16 protein-coding genes are annotated in these 18,900 nt (G+C 53.0%); 8 read left to right on the top strand and 8 right to left on the bottom strand.

The features are described 5' to 3' along the window. From K0J45_RS09490 to K0J45_RS09465, 6 genes are all read left to right on the top strand, one after another. The gene (locus tag K0J45_RS09490) at positions 1–834 is read left to right on the top strand and encodes an alpha/beta fold hydrolase (protein WP_220045088.1); all 834 of its coding nucleotides are present in this window, start codon (positions 1–3) and stop codon (positions 832–834) included. A gap of 139 nt (positions 835–973) precedes the next feature. Then, on the top strand, positions 974–1,585 hold the full coding sequence (gene can, locus K0J45_RS09485; RefSeq protein WP_011865657.1) for a carbonate dehydratase: 612 nt from the start codon (positions 974–976) through the stop codon (positions 1,583–1,585). A 254-nt stretch (positions 1,586–1,839) separates the two neighbouring features. After that, positions 1,840–3,027, top strand: a complete 1,188-nt coding sequence (gene kdnA, locus K0J45_RS09480; RefSeq protein ID WP_220045087.1) for an 8-amino-3,8-dideoxy-alpha-D-manno-octulosonate transaminase KdnA — start codon at positions 1,840–1,842, stop codon at positions 3,025–3,027. An 89-nt stretch (positions 3,028–3,116) separates the two neighbouring features. After that, a complete protein-coding gene (gene kdnB / locus K0J45_RS09475; protein WP_011865655.1) occupies positions 3,117–4,187 on the top strand; it encodes a 3-deoxy-alpha-D-manno-octulosonate 8-oxidase KdnB in 1,071 nt (356 codons plus the stop codon). 84 nt (positions 4,188–4,271) lie between these two features. Then, positions 4,272–5,009: an 8-amino-3,8-dideoxy-manno-octulosonate cytidylyltransferase KdsB gene (gene kdsB, locus K0J45_RS09470; protein WP_220045086.1), complete on the top strand. Its 738-nt coding sequence runs from the start codon at positions 4,272–4,274 to the stop codon at positions 5,007–5,009. A 30-nt stretch (positions 5,010–5,039) separates the two neighbouring features. Next, positions 5,040–5,291 carry a DUF2897 family protein gene (locus K0J45_RS09465; RefSeq protein ID WP_220045085.1) on the top strand — a complete coding sequence of 84 codons (252 nt, stop codon included), beginning with the start codon at positions 5,040–5,042 and terminating at the stop codon, positions 5,289–5,291. A 104-nt stretch (positions 5,292–5,395) separates the two neighbouring features. Here K0J45_RS09465 and K0J45_RS09460 read toward each other — a convergent pair whose 3' ends face one another. The 7 genes from K0J45_RS09460 to dapA form a co-directional block, all read right to left on the bottom strand. Beyond that, entirely contained in the window at positions 5,396–6,766 is a 1,371-nt protein-coding gene (locus K0J45_RS09460) for a hypothetical protein (protein WP_220045084.1), read from the bottom strand. 441 nt (positions 6,767–7,207) lie between these two features. Next, entirely contained in the window at positions 7,208–7,525 is a 318-nt protein-coding gene (locus tag K0J45_RS09455; RefSeq protein WP_011865651.1) for a hypothetical protein, read from the bottom strand. Positions 7,526–7,773: 248 nt separating this feature from the next. Then, positions 7,774–10,902 carry an efflux RND transporter permease subunit gene (locus tag K0J45_RS09450; RefSeq protein WP_220045083.1) on the bottom strand — a complete coding sequence of 1,043 codons (3,129 nt, stop codon included), beginning with the start codon at positions 10,900–10,902 and terminating at the stop codon, positions 7,774–7,776. After that, complete coding sequence (locus tag K0J45_RS09445) at positions 10,899–11,984, bottom strand: efflux RND transporter periplasmic adaptor subunit (protein ID WP_220045082.1); 1,086 nt, start codon at positions 11,982–11,984, stop codon at positions 10,899–10,901. Before K0J45_RS09445 ends, K0J45_RS09450 begins: the two co-directional genes overlap by 4 nt. 163 nt (positions 11,985–12,147) lie before the next feature. After that, on the bottom strand, positions 12,148–14,520 hold the full coding sequence (locus K0J45_RS09440; RefSeq protein WP_220045081.1) for an EAL domain-containing protein: 2,373 nt from the start codon (positions 14,518–14,520) through the stop codon (positions 12,148–12,150). 290 nt (positions 14,521–14,810) lie between these two features. Beyond that, positions 14,811–15,932, bottom strand: a complete 1,122-nt coding sequence (bamC, locus tag K0J45_RS09435) for an NlpB/DapX family lipoprotein (protein WP_220045080.1) — start codon at positions 15,930–15,932, stop codon at positions 14,811–14,813. A 4-nt stretch (positions 15,933–15,936) separates the two neighbouring features. Continuing rightward, on the bottom strand, positions 15,937–16,821 hold the full coding sequence (dapA, locus tag K0J45_RS09430) for a 4-hydroxy-tetrahydrodipicolinate synthase (RefSeq protein WP_220045079.1): 885 nt from the start codon (positions 16,819–16,821) through the stop codon (positions 15,937–15,939). Positions 16,822–17,064: 243 nt separating this feature from the next. Here dapA and K0J45_RS09425 point away from each other — a divergent pair, with 243 nt between their 5' ends. Further along, a complete protein-coding gene (locus K0J45_RS09425) occupies positions 17,065–17,619 on the top strand; it encodes a glycine cleavage system transcriptional repressor (protein WP_011865645.1) in 555 nt (184 codons plus the stop codon). Further along, entirely contained in the window at positions 17,616–18,086 is a 471-nt protein-coding gene (bcp, locus tag K0J45_RS09420) for a thioredoxin-dependent thiol peroxidase (RefSeq protein WP_011865644.1), read from the top strand. The genes K0J45_RS09425 and bcp overlap by 4 nt, the downstream gene beginning before the upstream one ends. A gap of 117 nt (positions 18,087–18,203) precedes the next feature. On the opposite strand, the gene K0J45_RS09415 is transcribed toward bcp, so the two are convergent. After that, a complete protein-coding gene (locus tag K0J45_RS09415; RefSeq protein ID WP_220045078.1) occupies positions 18,204–18,827 on the bottom strand; it encodes a LysE/ArgO family amino acid transporter in 624 nt (207 codons plus the stop codon). Positions 18,828–18,900 lie beyond the last annotated feature (73 nt).

Below are 18,900 nucleotides of genomic sequence, written 5' to 3'. Positions count from 1 at the left end.
ATGAACCTCGACAGTTTTCGTCATAGTTTCAATCTAAACGGCCAGCAGATGAGCTATCTGGATATCGGCCAGGGACCTGTACTCCTGCTGGGCCACAGCTACCTTTGGGACAGCGCCATGTGGGCGCCGCAGCTTGCCCACCTGAGCCAGCACTACCGCTGTATCGTGCCCGATCTCTGGGCGCATGGTCATTCAGATGTTCTACCAAGCGGTTGCCGCTCGCTCAAACATCTGGCCGAGCACTATCTGGCGCTGATGGACAGCCTGGAGATCGATGAGTTTTCCATTCTTGGCCTGTCAGTTGGCGGCATGTGGGGCGCCGAGTTGACCCTGATGGCGCCGCGCCGGGTAAAGACCTTGGTGATGATGGGCTGTTTCCTCGGCTTCGAACCCGAAGTCAGCCGCGCCAAGTATTACGCCATGCTCGATGCCATGACTGCCGCAGGTCGGTTACCTGAGCCGCTGATTGAGCAGATAGCGCCGCTATTCTTTAGTGACAATGTCGAGCAGAAACAGCCTGAGCTTATCGCCTCCTTTAAGGCGTCGCTCGCGAGCATTGCGCCCGAGCGACTCGACAGCATATCACGCCTTGGCCGCATCATCTTCGGTCGCCGCGACATCATGGAAGATATCGAGCAGCTGACCCTGCCGACCCTTATCATGACGGGCACCCAGGATAAGCCCAGACCCGTGCTGGAGGCCTATCTGATGCACGATGCCATCGACGGCAGCGAGTTTTTGCATATCCCCGAGGCGGGGCATATCTCGACACTGGAACAGAGTGAGTGGATCAATCAGCACCTGAGTGACTTTTTCGGAAAGCACTTAGGATAAGGCGAACATTCAGGTCGACGGCTATCCGGATTAGCCCTAGTTAAGGGATAGCATCTAGACTGAGTAGACCAGCAGGGTAACTATTTGATGTTAGAATGCTGCCCTGCAAAATCTTCTTCATAGACATGATTTTAACTAAATGAAACTACTTAAACCTTTGTTCGACAACAACCGCCGCTGGGCCAACCGCATCCTGGAAGAGAATCCTAAGTTCTTTGAACAACTGGCCCAACAGCAAAATCCCGAATATCTGTGGATTGGCTGCTCGGACAGTCGGGTACCGTCGAACCAGATCATCGACCTCATGCCGGGCGAGGTGTTCGTTCACAGAAACATCGCCAACATGGTGATCCACACGGATCTCAACTGCCTCTCGGTGCTGCAATATGCGGTGGAGGTGCTCCAGGTTAAACATATCATGGTGGTCGGCCACTACGGCTGCGGCGGCATCAAGGCCTCCATGGGCAATGATCGCCTCGGACTCATTGACAACTGGCTGGGCCATATCCGCGATATCCATCGCCTGCACGCCAAGGAGCTGGCGGAGCTTGATGAGAAGACCCGCTTCGATCGCCTGTGTGAGCTCAACGTCATCGAGCAGGTCGGCAATGTCGCCAGCACCACCATAGTGCAAGACGCCTGGGAGCGCGGTCAGAAGGTAGCGGTACACGGCTGGATCTACAGCGTCGAAAACGGCCTGCTGTCGGATCTCGACGTCACGGTAGACAACGAAACCTTTGCCCGCCGTTAGGCTAAATTCTCCATCAGATACGGGCCATCTTGCTCTTTCGTACAGGCCTGCATCCCATTCAGAAGCGGCAATCTCAGCGCATGATGGTCAAATCATGCGCTATCGCTAAGTCCCCTCGACTAAAAGCCAAAAAAAGCCGCTTATTTCAGTAAATATTCCTTAATAAACATCGCAGTTTTACACCCATCGCGTTTATAATTCGCTTTGATTTATTTTTCGCGCCGCGGGCGCAGCGAATGCTAAGGAACTATTCCATGCCTGGTTTTGAATTATTTGGTCCTGAAGAGAAGCAGGAAGTTGCTGACGTAATGGAGAACGGTTTTACCTTCCGTTACAACTTTGATCACATGCGTAACGACCGCTGGAAGACGCGTGAGATGGAGCAACTGCTCTGCGAGAAGATGAATGTCAAACACGCCCACCTGCTCTCGAGCGGTACCGCTGCCCTGCAGACGGCACTGGCCGCTGCAGGCATCGGCGCAGGCGATGAAGTGATCGTTCCTCCATTTACCTTCGTGGCCTCTGTCGAAGCCGTATTTATGGCCGGTGCCGTACCCGTATTTGCCGAGATCGATGAGACCCTGTGTCTGTCACCAGAAGGGATCGAAGCCGCTATCACACCTCGTACCAAGGCGGTTAACCTGGTACACATGTGTGGCTCTATGGCCAAGATGGATGAGATCAAGGCTATCTGTGAGAAGCACAACCTGGTGCTACTGGAAGATGCCTGTCAGGCGATCGGCGGTAGCTACAAGGGTCAGGCACTGGGCACTATCGGCCATGTTGGCTGCTACTCATTTGACTCTGTTAAGACCATCACCTGTGGTGAAGGCGGCGCAGTGATCACTAATGATGAAACCATCTACGGCCACGCCCATATGTTCTCTGACCATGGCCATGACCATGTTGGTAACGATCGCGGCGCAGAGAGTCACCCTATCATGGGTCTGAACTTCCGTATCTCTGAGATGAACTCGGCGCTGGGTCTGGCGCAGCTGCGTAAGCTAGACACCATCATCGACATCCAACGCAAGAACAAGAAGCTGCTTAAAGATGCCATGGCCGAACTGCCAGAGGTGAGCTTCCGCGAGATCCCGGATCCAGAAGGCGACTCTGCCGGTTTCCTAAGCTTCATGCTACCAACCGAGGCCCGCACCCAAGAGATCAGCAAGAAACTGGCCGAAAACGGCGTTGACGGCTGCTTCTACTGGTATGTGAACAACTGGCACTACCTGTCAAACTGGAAACACATTCAAGAGCTTAAATCACCAGCCGCTCTGCCGATCACATTAATTGCCGACAAACCTGACTATACTCAGGTGTCTGTGCCTAAGTCTGATGCCATCATGAGCCGCACCATTTCGATGCTGATCAAGCTCTCTTGGACTGAAGAAGAGATCGCCCAGCGCATCGAGAACATCAAGCGTGCCTTCGCCGCTTAATTAGCGTCTCTCAAATTCCCTGTCGCAGTGGCCAACTCGGCCCTGCGACGTTACTTTTTACACTAGATGTCTCAATGGAGAATGCTGTAATGAGTTTTAAAAATTTCAAATGCGTACCGAAAATGATCTTTGGTCGTGGTTCTTTCGCGCAACTGGATACAGTGCTCGAAGAAGAGCGTAAGCAAGGCGACGATTTCGTGGTCTTCCTGATCGATGATGTGCATCAGGACAAGCCCCTCGCCCAGCGCGTACCCGCTAAGCCTCAGGATCTTGTGATCTACGTTAACGTAGACGACGAGCCAACCACAGAGCAGGTAGACAACCTCACCGAGCAGGTACAAGCCTTCAACAGCAAGCTACCTGTCAGCGTTATCGGTCTGGGCGGCGGTTCCACCATGGATCTGGCCAAGGCAGTATCACTCATGCTGACTAACCCAGGTGGCAGCGCCATGTATCAGGGTTGGGACCTGATCAAGAACCCAGCGGTGCACCATATCGGTATCCCAACGGTTTCTGGTACCGGCGCAGAAGCTTCTCGCACCGCGGTACTGTGTGGCCCAGTTCGTAAGCTAGGTCTGAACTCAGACTACACGGTATTTGACCAGATCATCATGGACTCAGAGCTGATCGACGGCGTGCCGACAGATCAGTGGTTCTACACAGGTATGGATTGCTACATCCACTGCGTCGAGTCGCTACAAGGCACCTTCTTGAACGAATTTGCCAAGGCCTTCGCCGAGAAGTCTATGGATCTTTGCCGTGAAGTCTTCTTGGACGATCACCCAGAGAAAGATGACAAGCTGATGATGGCCTCATACATGGGCGGCATGAGCATCGCTTACAGCCAGGTTGGTGCCTGTCACGCCGTTTCTTACGGCCTTGGCTATGTACTGGGTTACCACCATGGTATCGGTAACTGCCTGGCGTTCGATGTGCTGGAAGAGTTCTACCCAGAGGGTGTGGCCGAGTTCCGTCAGATGATGGACAAGCACAACATCACACTGCCTAAGAACATCTGTAAAGATCTGCCAGATGAAACCATCGCTAAGATGGTTGCCGTCACCAAGAGCATGGGGCCACTATGGGCCAACGTCTATGGCGAAGGTTGGGAAGAGAAAGTCACAGACGAAATGTTGACTAAACTGTTCCGTCGAATCTAACCTGTAAGCTCAAGGTGTAAGGGGCTCCTAGTGAGCCCCTTCTCTTATGCACTGCGGCACACTGTAACTGATAGGTATATCCAAATGAATGTGACTCTGTTAATCCCTGCTCGCTATGGCTCAAGCCGTTTTCCGGGTAAGCCATTGGCGCCGATTAACGGTAAGCCGATGATCCAGCACGTTTACGAGCGTGCGGCGCTGGCAAAAGGCTTAACTGCCATCTATGTGGCCACCGACGATCTGCGCATCAAGGAGGCCGTTGAAGCCTTTGGCGGTAAGGTAGTCATGACAGATGCCAATGCTGCCTCCGGCACCGACAGAATCGAGGATGCAATCACCCAGCTTGGCTTGGCGGACGATGACCTGGTGATCAACCTCCAGGGCGATCAGCCGCTGATCGATCCTATCTCCATCGAGCAGATCATCACACTGTTTGAGCGTCATCCAGGGGAGTTCGGCATGGCGACCCTAGGCTATGAGATCACCGAAGAGCATGAGCTTGACGATCCCAAGCACGTCAAGATGGTGTTCGATAACCAATTTAACGCCCTCTATTTCTCTCGCGCCCGCATCCCCTTCGGCCGTGACACAGATGACTACCCGGTCTACAAACACCTAGGCGTGTATGCCTACACCCGCGAGTTTGTCAGAACCTTCAATAAGCTGCCACTTGGCCGTTTAGAAGATCTCGAGAAGCTGGAGCAGCTGCGCGCACTGGAACATGGCCACAGGATCAAGGTTGCCATCAGCGCCTTCGACTCGCCCGAGGTCGATACCCCAGAAGATATTCGCATCTGCGAAGCACGCCTTGCGGTAGACTAGCCGTTACTGGATCAGGAGAGGGAAATAGCCATGTCGAGTCTCGAAGTCTGGCTCATCATCATCTTAGTGCTTGGGGTGATCGCAAGTAACCTGGCGGTGCTCAAATACAGCAACAAGTTTAAGATGACGCAATTTGGCAAGCCCCATCATAAGCCTCAGGTAAAAAACCAAGGCGCTAATGACAAACATAGCAAAGATAGCGCAGGCAAAGATAGCCTAGACAAGGTTAACGCAGAGAAAGCTAGCGCAGATAAAGCTAGCGCAGATGAAAATAGTCGCTAGACTCGACGATTTCGCATCACTACAGAAAAGGCTTACCCAGGTAAGCCTTTTTTATTGCGCATAATTTCTGAGCCTTATTTTCTCAGCTCAAACATTTCACTTTCCTATTGGAACAGCATAGCCCTGTGCCCCAATGGCTGGGTTTCGTCCCGGCTCAGCACTAAGGTGTAATTGCCCGTCTGATCAATAGCCTGCGCATCCGACTGATACACTAAGGTCAGGGTGCCGTTATCCTCCTTGTGTACCAGGCTGATATCATAATCGCCTGTCGGCAGGTTGATCTGCGCTAGCTCGGTGAAGCTCAGGTAAGTCAGCTTATAGGCCGCCGTATCTATGGTCTCACCATCGCGTACTAAGTAGAGATCCAGGCTGTCGTAGGTGTCGATGAGATTGGCTACCGTCAGGGTATGCTCGAAGGCGTTCGGCCTGTGATCGTGGGCGATGGTCATACCCAGGGTTTCCCCAGCCTGATTATCATAGATAACTAAGGTCTTACTCTCATCCTGGTTGAAGGTTACCAGCAGGTTATTGGCCAGCAGATCAGCAGAACCTGTATCGAACACGCTAACGCCATAGTCGTTATAATCTATCGCGCTGAAATCACTCAGGGTATTAGGCGTAAGCGCCGTCAGGTTAATATTCTGGGCATCGCTGCTCAGCTGAAGATCGAGCGATCGCGCCTGGTTCATGGCGTTGTAGACCCTAAACTCGGCGTCGGCATCCTGATTGACATACCCCACAGGCGTGCCGGTCGAGTCGACATTATCCACAACTAACTTAGGCTCTCCCGGACCGAAGCTGTTATGCAGCACCAGCTTATTGACCGTCTCGCTGGTTAACACCATGGTACTGGTGTGAAATACCGGCTGACTCTCACCCGGCTCAGTCAGATAGAGCACATACTCCCCGGTATCCAGCATCACAGCCTCTGTGTTCTCTTTGTAGCTGAGGCTGCCCAGTAACTCAGCCTCACTGAAGCTCGAACCGGCCTTGGCCAGGTACAGATCATAGGCCCCCTCGTCCATGGCCCCGTGCACCGCCAAGATCTGCATCTTGCTCTCGTCGCTGTCGGCGTCATCGTTGATCTCATCCATCTCGCTGCGCTCATAACGTATGTCTAAGTATTCGCTACTCTCATAGTCGCCGATAAGAACAAACAGGTGATTGTCGCCATCTTTGAGATCCAACGAGAATTCATGCAACTCGACCGTATCACCACCTGCATCATAGCCGCGAATACTGGCCTCGGCCTCTCCTAGCGCATACTGATAGCGAGGCAAGGCATCACTGAACTCCACCGCGGTATAGGCATGCTCATCCAGCACCAAGTGGGTCGCTACACTGTTGGGCGAGGCGTTATAGAACTGAATGTAGGCCGCGGCATCACTGCTGGTCTCATCCGAGTCACAGGCAGCCATCATCACAGCCACCCCAGCCAGCAGAGCCAATTTCCAATTGCGTTGTTTAATTAACATAAATTTCCTTAACAGATTAATTACAAAGGCCTTACCTATGACAAACTTTTTGCGTCAAGAAACGTCAACCTGGGTAATAGACTGAAAAGGAGTGAATGCGCTGTGCATGCTTGGCTTTAGCTATGTCTAGCGCCATGTCGGCTAACGCTCTGGGCTTGCCTATCTGAATTGTAACTAAGCCTGGAAGTAAAGAACTCGCAATGCAAAGAAACTGCTAGAGATACAGTGAAAACATCAAGGAAGTGGTGAAACAAAAAAGGCCAGCCCAGACAGGACTCGCCTTTTAGTTAGTGCTAATGAAATGAACAAGGTCCAGATTTCAGCACCTCGGATGAATCTCTATTGCCTTATGCACTTACTTTAAGAATGACGCCTTAAATTCAGGCGTTACAATTAGAGTTATAAATGAGCTGGCAAACTACGGATATCTATTGCACCTGATTATGAAGAGAGACTCTTCACCCAGGCCTCGGGATCGGCCACGATAAACTGATAGCGGTCACCGTTGCTGAGGCTCACCTGGATCCCATCTGGCGTGATCGGTAAGATCCCAGCGCCCTTACCCCAACAGGTCTCGACCTTGACTATCTCTTTGAGTGGCAGGTGGTATGGGCCATAGAGGCAATTTGAGCTAAAAGATTTGAAGTCGAGCGCCTCTCGACTCATGCTGAGGCGTCCATCGACTCGAATGGCGTTTTTCTGCAGTGTTGCAGGCGCCGACTTGGGTTGATGCTGCTTAGTCTCGATTGATAATGTCATCTGCATTCTCCCTGTTGCAACCAAGTTCTGTTGTCACTCTACTATATTCGCCGTCACTTGTTAATGAGACGTTAGTGGTCAAATCCTATTATTTAGCGATTTTGAATGAAGTTTTTTGCTTTAGTTTTTAAGAAGCTGTCAAGCTGACCATACAGTTCCAAAAACCATTGCAGCCGCTGAATCAAAACACAGATAGCCGTCTTACGGAGACAAAAAAGGCCAATCTTGTGATTGGCCTTCTCATTTATCTAGTCGGCATTTCTCAGGCCTGACTCGTGATGTTGATCTTGTGCTAGTTCGGCCTCCAGTCGCTGACTGATCTCCTCCGGCGAACCGGTATTTCTGGCGATCAGGCCATAGGCCACAGGGATCACCAGCAGCGTAAAGAAGGTCGCCAGTATGATACCCGACAAGACCACCACACCAATCACGAAGCGTGTCTCGGCGCCTGCACCTTGGGCCAACACCAGCGGAATGGCCCCCGCCGCCGTGGTGATCCCCGTCATCAGGATAGGACGAAGACGCTGGCTTGCCGCCTGGATGATCGCAGTGTCGAATTCGATCCCTTTATCCCGCAGCTGGTTGGCAAATTCGACGATCAAGATACCATTCTTGGCCGCCAGCCCCACTAGCATGATGATGCCTATCTGGCTATAGATGTTCAGGCTCTGGCCTGTCACCCAGAGTCCGATTAGGGCGCCCAAGGTGGCAAGAGGTACGGTCAGCATGATCACCATAGGGTGAATATAGCTCTCGAACTGGGCCGCGAGTACCAAGAAGACGATACCCAGCGCCAGTAGGAAGACGAAATACATCGAGCTGCCAGACTCCTGATAGTCCAGAGACTGCCCCTTGTAGCTGATTACCGCCTCGGCCGGCAGATAGGTGTAGGCCAGATTGTTAAGGTAATCTAGCGCCTCACCCAAGCTATAACCATCGGCCAGGTTGGCCTCTATGGTAATGGCGCGCATACGGTTGTAGCGGTTTAACTGGCTGGCATCGGCAAACTCCTCTACCGAGACCAGGTTAGCCAGCGGGATCAGCTCACGGCTGCGGTCCGAGCGCACATAGATGTTACTCAGATCGCTGGCAGTATTCTGATTATCCCGGTTACCCTCGATGATCACGTCATACTCTTCGCCGTCACGCATAAAGGTGGTCACCAAACGCGAGCCCAGCATAGACTCGAGCGTGCGGCCAATGTGCGAGATAGAGACCCCAAGGTCCGCCGCCCTGTCTTTGTCGATCACCACCCTCAGTTGAGGCTTAGTCTCCTGATAGTCGTGATCCAGGCCGACCAGGTTAGGATTCTCCTTGGCCTTCTCCAACAAGATGTCACGCCACTTGGCGAGTTCTTCATAGCTTGGGCCTCCAAGCACAAACTGCACCGGCTTACCCACCCCGCGGCCGAAAGCCTGACGCATTACGGGGAAGGCGCGCACACCGGCGAGATCCGACAGACGGGCACGAATGTCACCAATGATCTCAAAGGCACTGCGACGGTCCGCCCAGTCTTCCAGCACGATGATCGCCATGCCGTTAGAAAAGTTGGCGCTGCGACCAAAGCCGCGCGGCGCACGAATAAGCAGACGCTTGATGTCACCACTGTCCACCAGGGGCATCAGGCGATTTTCAATTTCATCCATGTAGGGGCTGATATACTCGAAGCTTGCTCCCTGAGGACCGTTGACGATCAGGAACATAGATCCCCGATCCTCCTGCGGTGCAAACTCCTGCGGCACCTTAGTCATCAGATAGCCGCTAAGCCCTAAGGCGATAACCACCAGCGAGCTGACGATAAAGGGGTGGACCATGGCGCGCTTAAGCGTCGCACGGTAACCGGTCGACAGCCAGTTCATGCCCGCATCTATCTTGCGCACCAGCCAAGGATCTTGCCCGGCAGGCTTAAGCAGCTTAGAGCACATCATGGGGCTTAGGGTCAGGGCCACCAGACTAGAGAAGATCACCGCGGCGCTCATGGCCACCGCAAACTCCTTAAAGAGTTTACCCAGATCTCCCTCTAAGAAGGTGATCGGCATAAACACGGCCACCAATACCAGGGTGGTCGCCACCACGGCAAAGGCCACCTCGCGAGAACCTAAGTAGGCCGCCTTGAGGGGCGAGTCGCCCTCCTCAATGCGTCTGTGGATGTTTTCCAGCACCACGATGGCATCATCCACCACCATACCGATAGCCAGAATCATCGCCAGCAGGGTCAGCAGGTTAATGGTGTAACCCAAGGCGTAGAGCACGATAAAGGTCGCCATCAGGGAGACTGGTACAGTCAACGCCGGGATCAACATGGCGCGCACGCTGCCAAGGAAGAGATAGATCACCACAATCACCAGGAACATGGCGATAAACAGGGTCTGATACACCTCCTTGATAGAGGCCTCGATAAACACCGAGCTGTCGTAGGAGCGTTTGATCTCCATGCCGGCAGGCAGTGTCGGATTGATCTTATCCACCAGGGCGTTGGCGGCGCGGGCCACTTCCAGGGTGTTGGAGGTCGACTGCTTGGAGATCCCAAGGCCAATCATGGCCTCGCGGTTACCGCGGAAGGTAATACGCTCCTCTTCCGAGCCAATCTCTACCCTGGCCACGTCACCTAGCTTGATGAGGTAACCATCTTCCCCTTCGGCCAGCACCAGATTGTTAAAATCTTCCGCCGTCTTGAAGGTACGCTCTAGACGCACGGTGAAGTGTCTGTCCTGAGATTCCACCGAGCCGGCCGGCAGCTCGACGTTTTCTGAGCGCAGCACAGATTCGATATCCGATACCGTCAGGTTACGGGCCGCCAGAGCCTGCCTGTCGATCCACACCCGCATGGCATACACCTTACCGCCACCGATACGAATATTTGCCACACCATCGATCACAGAGAAGCGATCTACCAGGTAACGACGGGCATAGTCGGTGAGCTGCAAGGTGTTCATCTGATCCGAGACCAGGTTGAGCCACATGATCACCTCATCACCGCCATTGGCCTTCTGCACCTCTGGGGGATCGGCCTCTTCCGGCAGGTTGTTGAGCAGGCCCGAGATACGATCACGGACATCGTTGGCCGCCGCCTCGATATCACGGCCGACGTCGAATTCTAAGGTTACGGATGAGCGACCATCGCTGCTGGAGGAGTTGATGTTGCGGATCCCTTCGACGCCGCTGATCCTGTCTTCCACCAGCTGGGTAATGCGACTCTCCACCACGGCGGCACTGGCGCCGCGATAGTTGGTTTGCACCGAGACGATCGGCGGATCGATATTGGGGTACTCCCTCAGGGGGAGTTTATCGAAGGAGACCAGACCGAAGGCGATTAATAACATGCTGATGACGGACGCAAAAACCGGTCGTTTTACCGACAAATCCGTCAAGATCATGCTAGCGGCTCCACCTTAGCTTGTTGGTTGAAACTGAAATGTTCGCTGTATTGAACCTTGACGGTATCGCCTGGGCGCACCTTGAGAATGCCACGTACCATCACCTGCTCGCCAACATCGACACCTCCGACAATCTCCACCCAGCCGCGTTTACGCAGGCCTAGTTGCACCTGACGACGCTCGACCACGTTCTCATCATTCACCAGATAGACGAAGTGATCTTTCTGAATTGGGATAATGGCTGCCTCTGGGATGATGAGTGCTTCGCGGCTCTGCTTGATAAGCTTCACCTTCATCAACATGCCGGGTAGCAGGCGCATCCCCTTGTTGGGGATCTCGGCTCGCACGGTCACCGCGCGGGTGGTCGGATTGATGCGGCTATCGACAGAGACCACCTTACCGGTGAAGAGCTCGCCTTCGAAGGCTACGGCGCTGGCCTCGACCGACTTACCTATCGCCAGAGACTGTAGGAAGCGCTCTGGCACGGAGAAATCCAGTTTGATGGTGGAGATATCATCTAAGGTGGTGATCACAGTACCTGGGGTTACCAGGCTGCCCTGACTCACCTGACGCAGGCCCAGGCGGCCAGAGAATGGTGCCAGTATGCGTCTGTCCTTGAGTGAAGATTCCGCCTGATCTAATTCAGCCTTGGCGGTATCTATAAGGGTCTGCAGCCTGTCGCGCTCCAGTGCCGCCACCGTCTGACTGGTGACCAGGGAGCTAATACGCGCCAGTTCACGTTCATGGTCTTTCATCTTCACTCGGGCCACAGTCACGCGGGCGATCTGCTCTCTGTCTTGCAAACGCACCAGAAGCTGACCCTTGTCGACCATCTGGCCGTCGTTGAAATTAATCTCGGTCACCATGTCGGTGACCTTTGGGGTCACAGTGATCGATTCGTTGGCCTTACCGGTTCCCAGGGCCTCGACCTCGTCACGAATCGGCTGCATTTCGGCCTTTGCCACTACCACATTAGGCGTAGGCCGCCCGCGTGGCCCCTTAGGCGTTTCGGTTTGCTGAGTGAAATAGTAGGTGGCGGCGCCCACCGCTAAAAGCATTGAGATTATTATCGTTTTTTTCATCAATCTTCCGAAAGAATGCGCGTAATGTTATCGGTAGTTTACCTAGGAATATAAGTGCTTCAAGGCGTTTTACCTTTGCTTACAAACTTAACACACCATTTACATTTGCGCCCGGCGTGAGCGACAAAAGAGTATGGTATCAATCACTAAATGATACGCGAGATCATCTATAGAGATGGGACTCTGTCAGCATAAGCAGTAGCTTTTCCTCGCTGACGGAGGGATTCATAAACTCCCCCTGACCATAGTCGCATCCCAGGGCCTGCATCGTCTGATACTGCTCGCGGGTTTCAATCCCCTGCGCCAGGGTCTCTATATTCAGCGTACTGGCGAGATTGATGATGGTTTCCAAAATAACCTGGTTGTCATAGGCCATCTCCATGGGACTAATGAGCCCTTGGGCTATCTTGAGGCGATTGAACCTGAACTCCTGCAGATATTTAAAACTGGCATGGCTGGCACCTACATCATCCAGGCTCACCAGCACGCCGAGGGATTTTGCCCGTGCGATACAGCTAACGACCGCCTCAAACGAGGCGCCTAGGCTGGATTCAGGGATCTCTATGCCCAGATAAGATGCCAGCTCAATGCCCTCCCCAGCCATTCTCTCTAGCGCATCAAACAGCGCACTGCCGTCACTGGCGATGTTCACGCTGAGGCGAAATCCCTCGGGGTAGGCGCCGTGATAACGCTTGAGATGGGCCAGGATAAGCTTAGCGACCACGGCATCTACCAGCTCGAGGGCGCCTTGTCGGCGCAGCGGCGCCAGCAGTCGCCGTGGTGAGATGGTTCCTAGTCTTGGATGCTGCCAACGTAGCAGCGCCTCAGCCCCAAGGAGTTTGCCATCCTTTAGCCGGTATTGGGGTTGAAAACTGAAATAGAGCTCACCTTGATCTGCGGCCTGCTGAAACGCCTGACATATCTGCGTCTCCTGAAGCTCCGCCTGCTCGCCACTTGTAAACACACAAAGCCTGTGCCGTCCCATCAGCTTGGCCCTAAGTAGAGTCTGATCCCCCCGACGCAGCAGATCCGTCGCCGACATCCCGGGTGAGAAACAGGTCACCAGCCCCATGCTTACCGACAAGGTAAGCGAGATACCGCCGAGATCCAGCACGGCTTGCATCTGCTCTCGCAGCGCCTCTACCCGCTCCAGGCACTGCGCCTCTGAGTTGATATCCACCAACAGCAGACCAAATTGATCCCCCCCGAGTCGGCAGAAGGTATCCTGGCTCGCTATCGCGGCATGGATGCGATCGGCAAACACCTTGAGCAGCTCATCCCCCAGATGGTGGCCATAGATATCGTTAACCGCCTTAAAATGGTCGATATCCAGCAGCACCAGCCCAACGCCAGCAGTAGATGCAGCGTCGCCACAAGTGTCGTTCAGTTTGGCGATGGCCTGATTGAGGCGGTCGATGAACAGGGTGCGATTAGGCAGCCCAGTTAAGCCATCATAGAGGGCCATCTCGGTGAGATTGGCCTTGAGCTTCATGCGGCTGATGGCGTTACGTATATGCTTGGCAGTAAACACCAGCAGCTGCTGATCGGCTTCGCTATAACGATAGTCACCATGATAACTCTGCACCACGACGATGCCGCGAAACGCCTCCTCGCCAAAGGGCACCCCGAGCCAGGCCGTCGGCATGGCGCCATTGATGACTATCTCCCCCCGGTTTACCAGCGCCTTAATCTGCTCTTCATGGGCCAACAGAGGCCGATTCTTAAGCAGCGCATAACCTGTGATCCCAAGACGGGTCGGTAACAGGGGCAACTCGGCGTCTTCTGCAAGCTGATCGTACTGATCTACGTGGTAGGGAAAGTGCAGGGTTTGGCCATCATCGCTGAGCAGCGCCACATAGAAGTTGTCAGCCTTGAGCAGGCGGGCGATACAGGTGTGCAGCTTCTGGTAAAAGGCCTTGATGGAGTCGGTCTCGAAGATGATCTCGGCGATAGCAAACAGGGTATCTTGGATCTTGCTGGCATATTCCAGCTCGGCCACACGCTTTTGCAGCGTCACCAGATTATTGGCCCTGTGGATCTTCAACGCCGCGATAGAGGCCAGCGCAAACAAAATTCGCTCATGCTGGGGCGTGTAGAAATTCTTCTTTGGATGTTCGGTATCTATCACTCCGATCACCTCCCCCTCCATCAACATGGGCACGGCGAGCTCGGAGAGCCTTGGGGCATCATCGACGATATAGTTGGGGAACAGCCGGGTGTCGGTAACGTTCAGGGGCAGTTTGGTCTTGGCCACGGTACCGACCACCCCTTCCCCCAGCTTGAGCTCTATGGGCGCGAGGATCTCATGGCCGCTAGGATTCTTGTCGCCGAAGCTGGCCTTCTGCATCAAGACGCCCCGGGCGGGATCCAGCAGATAGACGACCACATCGTCGAACCCCAGCTGGGAGACCACATTCTGCGCCAGATGCCAGAGGATCTCATCCACGCCGCTCAGAGAGAGCATGTCGATGGCAAACTCACTGATGATCTTAAGATATTTTGCGTCTACATCCTGCAGTGGCACCTTAGCTGGCATCTCAACCTCGGCAGATATACTCCATCAAACTAATGACCGACAATCTCACTAACTATATGGCATAGAAGGCCCACTCGCCATCTACTGCCACACTAAAGTTGCCACACTAAACAAGGAAAATCTGAGGCTGGCACCTTTGCTTTAAACAAGTGGTTAAAGGATAGAGAAGCGAGGAAGAGGTGCGGCCTGACGGGAATCCATACTCAGGCCTGATGAAGCTATAAGTACACAAAAAAAAGAGGCCTTGTGGCCTCTTTCTTCATCTAAGCATTTCTCTGACTGCGTTGAGCTTATCTAACCTTGCGGTCTTCGCTCATCAGCTCGGCCATGCCATCGTAGACGGCCTCGACCACTTCATTGGTCACAGGGCTATCTTCCTTATCTTTTAGGTAGATGCGAGTCTTAGACGTGTCACCCTTGTCTTGCTCAATCTGCAGGCGATACGAGCCCTCTTCCATCGGCAGCTTCTTATCGCTCCACAATGAACTCCAGAAGCCAGAATCGTCGCTCACATTGATATAGTAGAGTCCCTTGTTGCTATCCATATCGACGATCTCAAAGCCCAGCTCAGGCAGTACGATACGCAGACGGTCCCAGGTGCGGCTGTAGCTGGCGTCCGCCAACCAGAAGCTCTGCTCTGGCGTCTCGTTTTCGGCAACTGCAGGCGCCTTAACCAGATCCACATCGATACCCAGGCTCTCACGCAGGCGCTTGGCCTTAATCGCCTTGGCACGCTTGACGCTCATGTAAGCGATGGTGTTGTTGAGCATATCCACCGTATAGCGCCGCTTGTCTTCACCGGTAAGCAGGATATCCTGGGCCTTACCATCGAAGCTCTCTTCGTGATCAATCAATTCGATAGCAAGGTTACCGCTACGGCCGTGAGGACGCACGTTGACGCTGAAACGATAGCGTTGACGCACCGAATATACTTCATCGGAACCCCACAGAGATGAATCGATAACTTCCTGATTTTCAATCCAATCAGTTTCGATCACACCTGTATCTCTATCCTCTTTGAGGATCTTGATCTCGTGCTGACTAAAATATTCATCCAAGATGCTGAACAGTTCGCTGCGCAGATCGATATCGTTATCGATAGACTCGACCACGATCTTGATGCTGTCGCTTGACTCCTCCACATGGGTACCTTCTGCCATCGGCAGTACCTGAAGCGGTGGACGAATGTCGAGTTTCTTGCCAACCAAGGTCTTATCGACCTTATTGCCGACCTCAGGAATATCGAATTCGGTATTGTATTTCGGCTGATTCAATCCAGCTGGGATCACCAGTTTGGGCTGAGACGTCACATTGGCGTATTCGTCATCGCCGTTAGCCTGGCGTCTGTCGATAGGCGTGCTGCAGGCCGTAACGGCGGCAACCAGTAGGATTGGGGTGACTTGCTTTAGCATCTAATTATTGAACCTCTATTCCGGCATTCTTCATCGCTTCTAGCAACAGACCATGATATTGCTCGGAAAGTTCCGTTAATGGCAAGCGAATATGTCTTTGGCTGATCAGCCCCATACGATGCGCCGCCCATTTCACAGGAATCGGATTGGCCTCGCAAAATAGCGCGCTGAACAGATCTTTCATTGGCGCCTCGGCCTTCAGGGCACCCTCGAGATCGCCCTTAAGGGCCGTATCGCACATCAGCTTGAACTGCTTAGGCACTATGTTGTTGGCCACAGAGATCACGCCATTGCCACCGAGAGTCAGGAACTCACGAGCCGTGGCGTCATCACCGCTGTATAGCATGAAGTCATCGCCACACAGCTCGCGCAGCTTAGCCACGCGGCTAAGATCGCCAGTCGCTTCCTTCACGCCTATGATGTTTGGCACGTCGACCAACTGGGCAACGGTTTCGGGCAACATGTCCACCGAAGTACGGCCGGGCACGTTGTAGAGAATTTGTGGGATATCGGTTGCGGCCGCGACGGCGCTGTAATGGGCAACCAAGCCCTTAGGTGTCGGTTTGTTGTAGTAAGGCGTCACACCTAACATGGCGGCCACACCTAGGTTGGCCTGCGCCTTGGTCAGCTCGATCGCTTCGGCGGTGGCGTTTGCACCATTTCCACCTATCACTGGGACGCGTCCGGCGGCAAATTTTACCGTGTGGGCAACCACTTCAATATGTTCTGAAAGAGGTAAAGTGGCTGACTCGCCAGTCGTGCCGACGGCAACGATGGCGTCAGTACCCTGTTCAATATGGTACTCAACCAACTTCTCGAGACTTGCATAATCGACTGAGCCATCACGATTCATGGGTGTGATTAAGGCTACGATGCTTCCGTTTATCATGTGATTTCCCCAAGGATTCAGGACTGGCTATGGTACTGATGCTCACAGGTAAAAACAAGCATAAGTATCCCTAGATCACAGAGAATGATAACACCGCTCCCCCTAGGTCAAATGTTTGACTCTTTATCACGACAGGGATCTCAAAACTGATAACTTGTGATAGCATAAGCCACCTAAAAAACGCCGACATTATTCAATCGACGCTTATTTGTACAACGAGTTACCAATCAATGGGGGAATTTCATGTCCAATCATCTGGTCGTTACCGCACTGGGTTCTGATCGTCCTGGTATCGTCAGTAAATTTGCCAGACTCGCAAGCGAATGCGATTGCGATATCGTCGATAGCCGTATGGCGCTCTTTGGTGGTGAGTTTACCTTGATCATGATGATTTCAGGCGCCTGGGCATCGATCACTAAGATGGAAGCCAGCCTCCCTGCTCTGAGTGTCGAGCTTGGCCTGCTAACGGTAATGAAACGCTGCTCCCAGCACACGCCGCCAAACTATGTGTCACGCCTAGAAGTAACCTTCAACGGCAAAGACCAACGCGGCACCATGAAGCGAATCACCCAGTTCCTGGCCGATCGTTCACTGGATCTCGCCGCTGTACGCTCCCACGCCGAGGAAACCCCAGACGGCGAGCCGGTGCAGAATGTCTTCCTTACCATCAACGTGCCTGAGAAGGTCGATATCGAAAAACTCGAACAAAATATCGCCGCACTCGCCGAAGAGATGAACCTAAGCTGCCATATCGAACGTATGCAGGGTATCGAAACACAACCTAAGGATGATCTATGAAAACCTTAACCCAGGGCGATAAGGCCCCCGACTTTACCCTACAAAACCAAAATGATGAATCAGTTTCCCTGGCCGATTTTAAAGGCAAGAAAGTTCTCGTTTACTTTTACCCAAGAGCCTCTACACCAGGTTGTACTGTCCAAGCATGTGGGCTAAGGGACACTAAATCAGAGCTTGATGAACTGAACGTTGTGATTATTGGAATTAGCCCTGATACACCGAAGAAGCTTACAAACTTCACAAACAAACAGGAGTTGAACTTCACCTTGCTCGCGGACGAAGAGCATGCGGTTTGCGAAGCTTATGGTGTTTGGCAACTCAAGAAATTCATGGGCCGTGAAAACATGGGCGTAGTACGCACCTCTTTCCTCATTGATGAAAGCGGCAACATCGAACATATCTTCAACAAGTTCAAAACCAAAGATCACCATGAAGTTGTCTTGAAATATATTCAGGAAAACAGCTAACACTAGTTCCCATTTGACAAAAAAAGCCGGCAAAACCGGCTTTTTTATTATCTAAAGATTCGTCAACTACTAGCTCAACAACCAATTAATCCACCAACCAATCAGCTTAACAGCCAATTAGCCCATCATGGCCTTAACATAGGGCCAAAGCAGCGCCGCCGCGATACTCCACATAGTCACGAAGATGAATCTGTCTAAGTAGCACCAGGCCTTTGGTTTTTTAAACAGCGGACTTAAGTACCTGGCGCCCAGGCTCAAGGCGAAGAACCACACGAATGATGCGAGCACGGCGCCGGCGCCAAACATATGCCTGTCTTGCTGCTCGAACTGAGTGCTGATGCTACCGAGCAAGACAACGGTATCCAGATACAGATGGGGGTTAAGCAGGCTAATCCCCAGGGTGGTGAGCAGCGCCGCTCGCAGGGTGTCCGCCCCCTGGGTTGACTCAGTATCCAGCCCTTGGGCGTTAAATGAGGCGCGTAGTGCCTGAGCACCGTAGACAAGCAAGAAGGCTGCCCCCCCAAGGCTGGCGATATCCTTGATTAGCGGGAATGCCAAAATCAGATGGCCGAGGCCCGCGACACCTGCGGTGATCATCACGGCATCGATAAAAGAACACAGGGCAGCGATAGGTAAGGAATGGGCGCGCTTTAAGCCTTGCTTTAATACGAAGGCGTTTTGCGCCCCAACGGCGATGATCAGGCTGCCACCAACACCTATCCCCTGAATGAATGCTTGCACGAGAAAACTCCAAAATAACCACGACTAGAAAGAGAGGTCGCAAGCATAGCGAGCTTCTAAAAATAAACCCAAC

This window comes from Shewanella alkalitolerans (assembly GCF_019457575.1).
GTDB classification, from domain to species: Bacteria; Pseudomonadota; Gammaproteobacteria; order Enterobacterales; family Shewanellaceae; genus Shewanella; species Shewanella loihica.
Note: the sequence above shows the minus strand (reverse complement) of the source record. Positions and strands in the feature narration are given on the sequence as shown.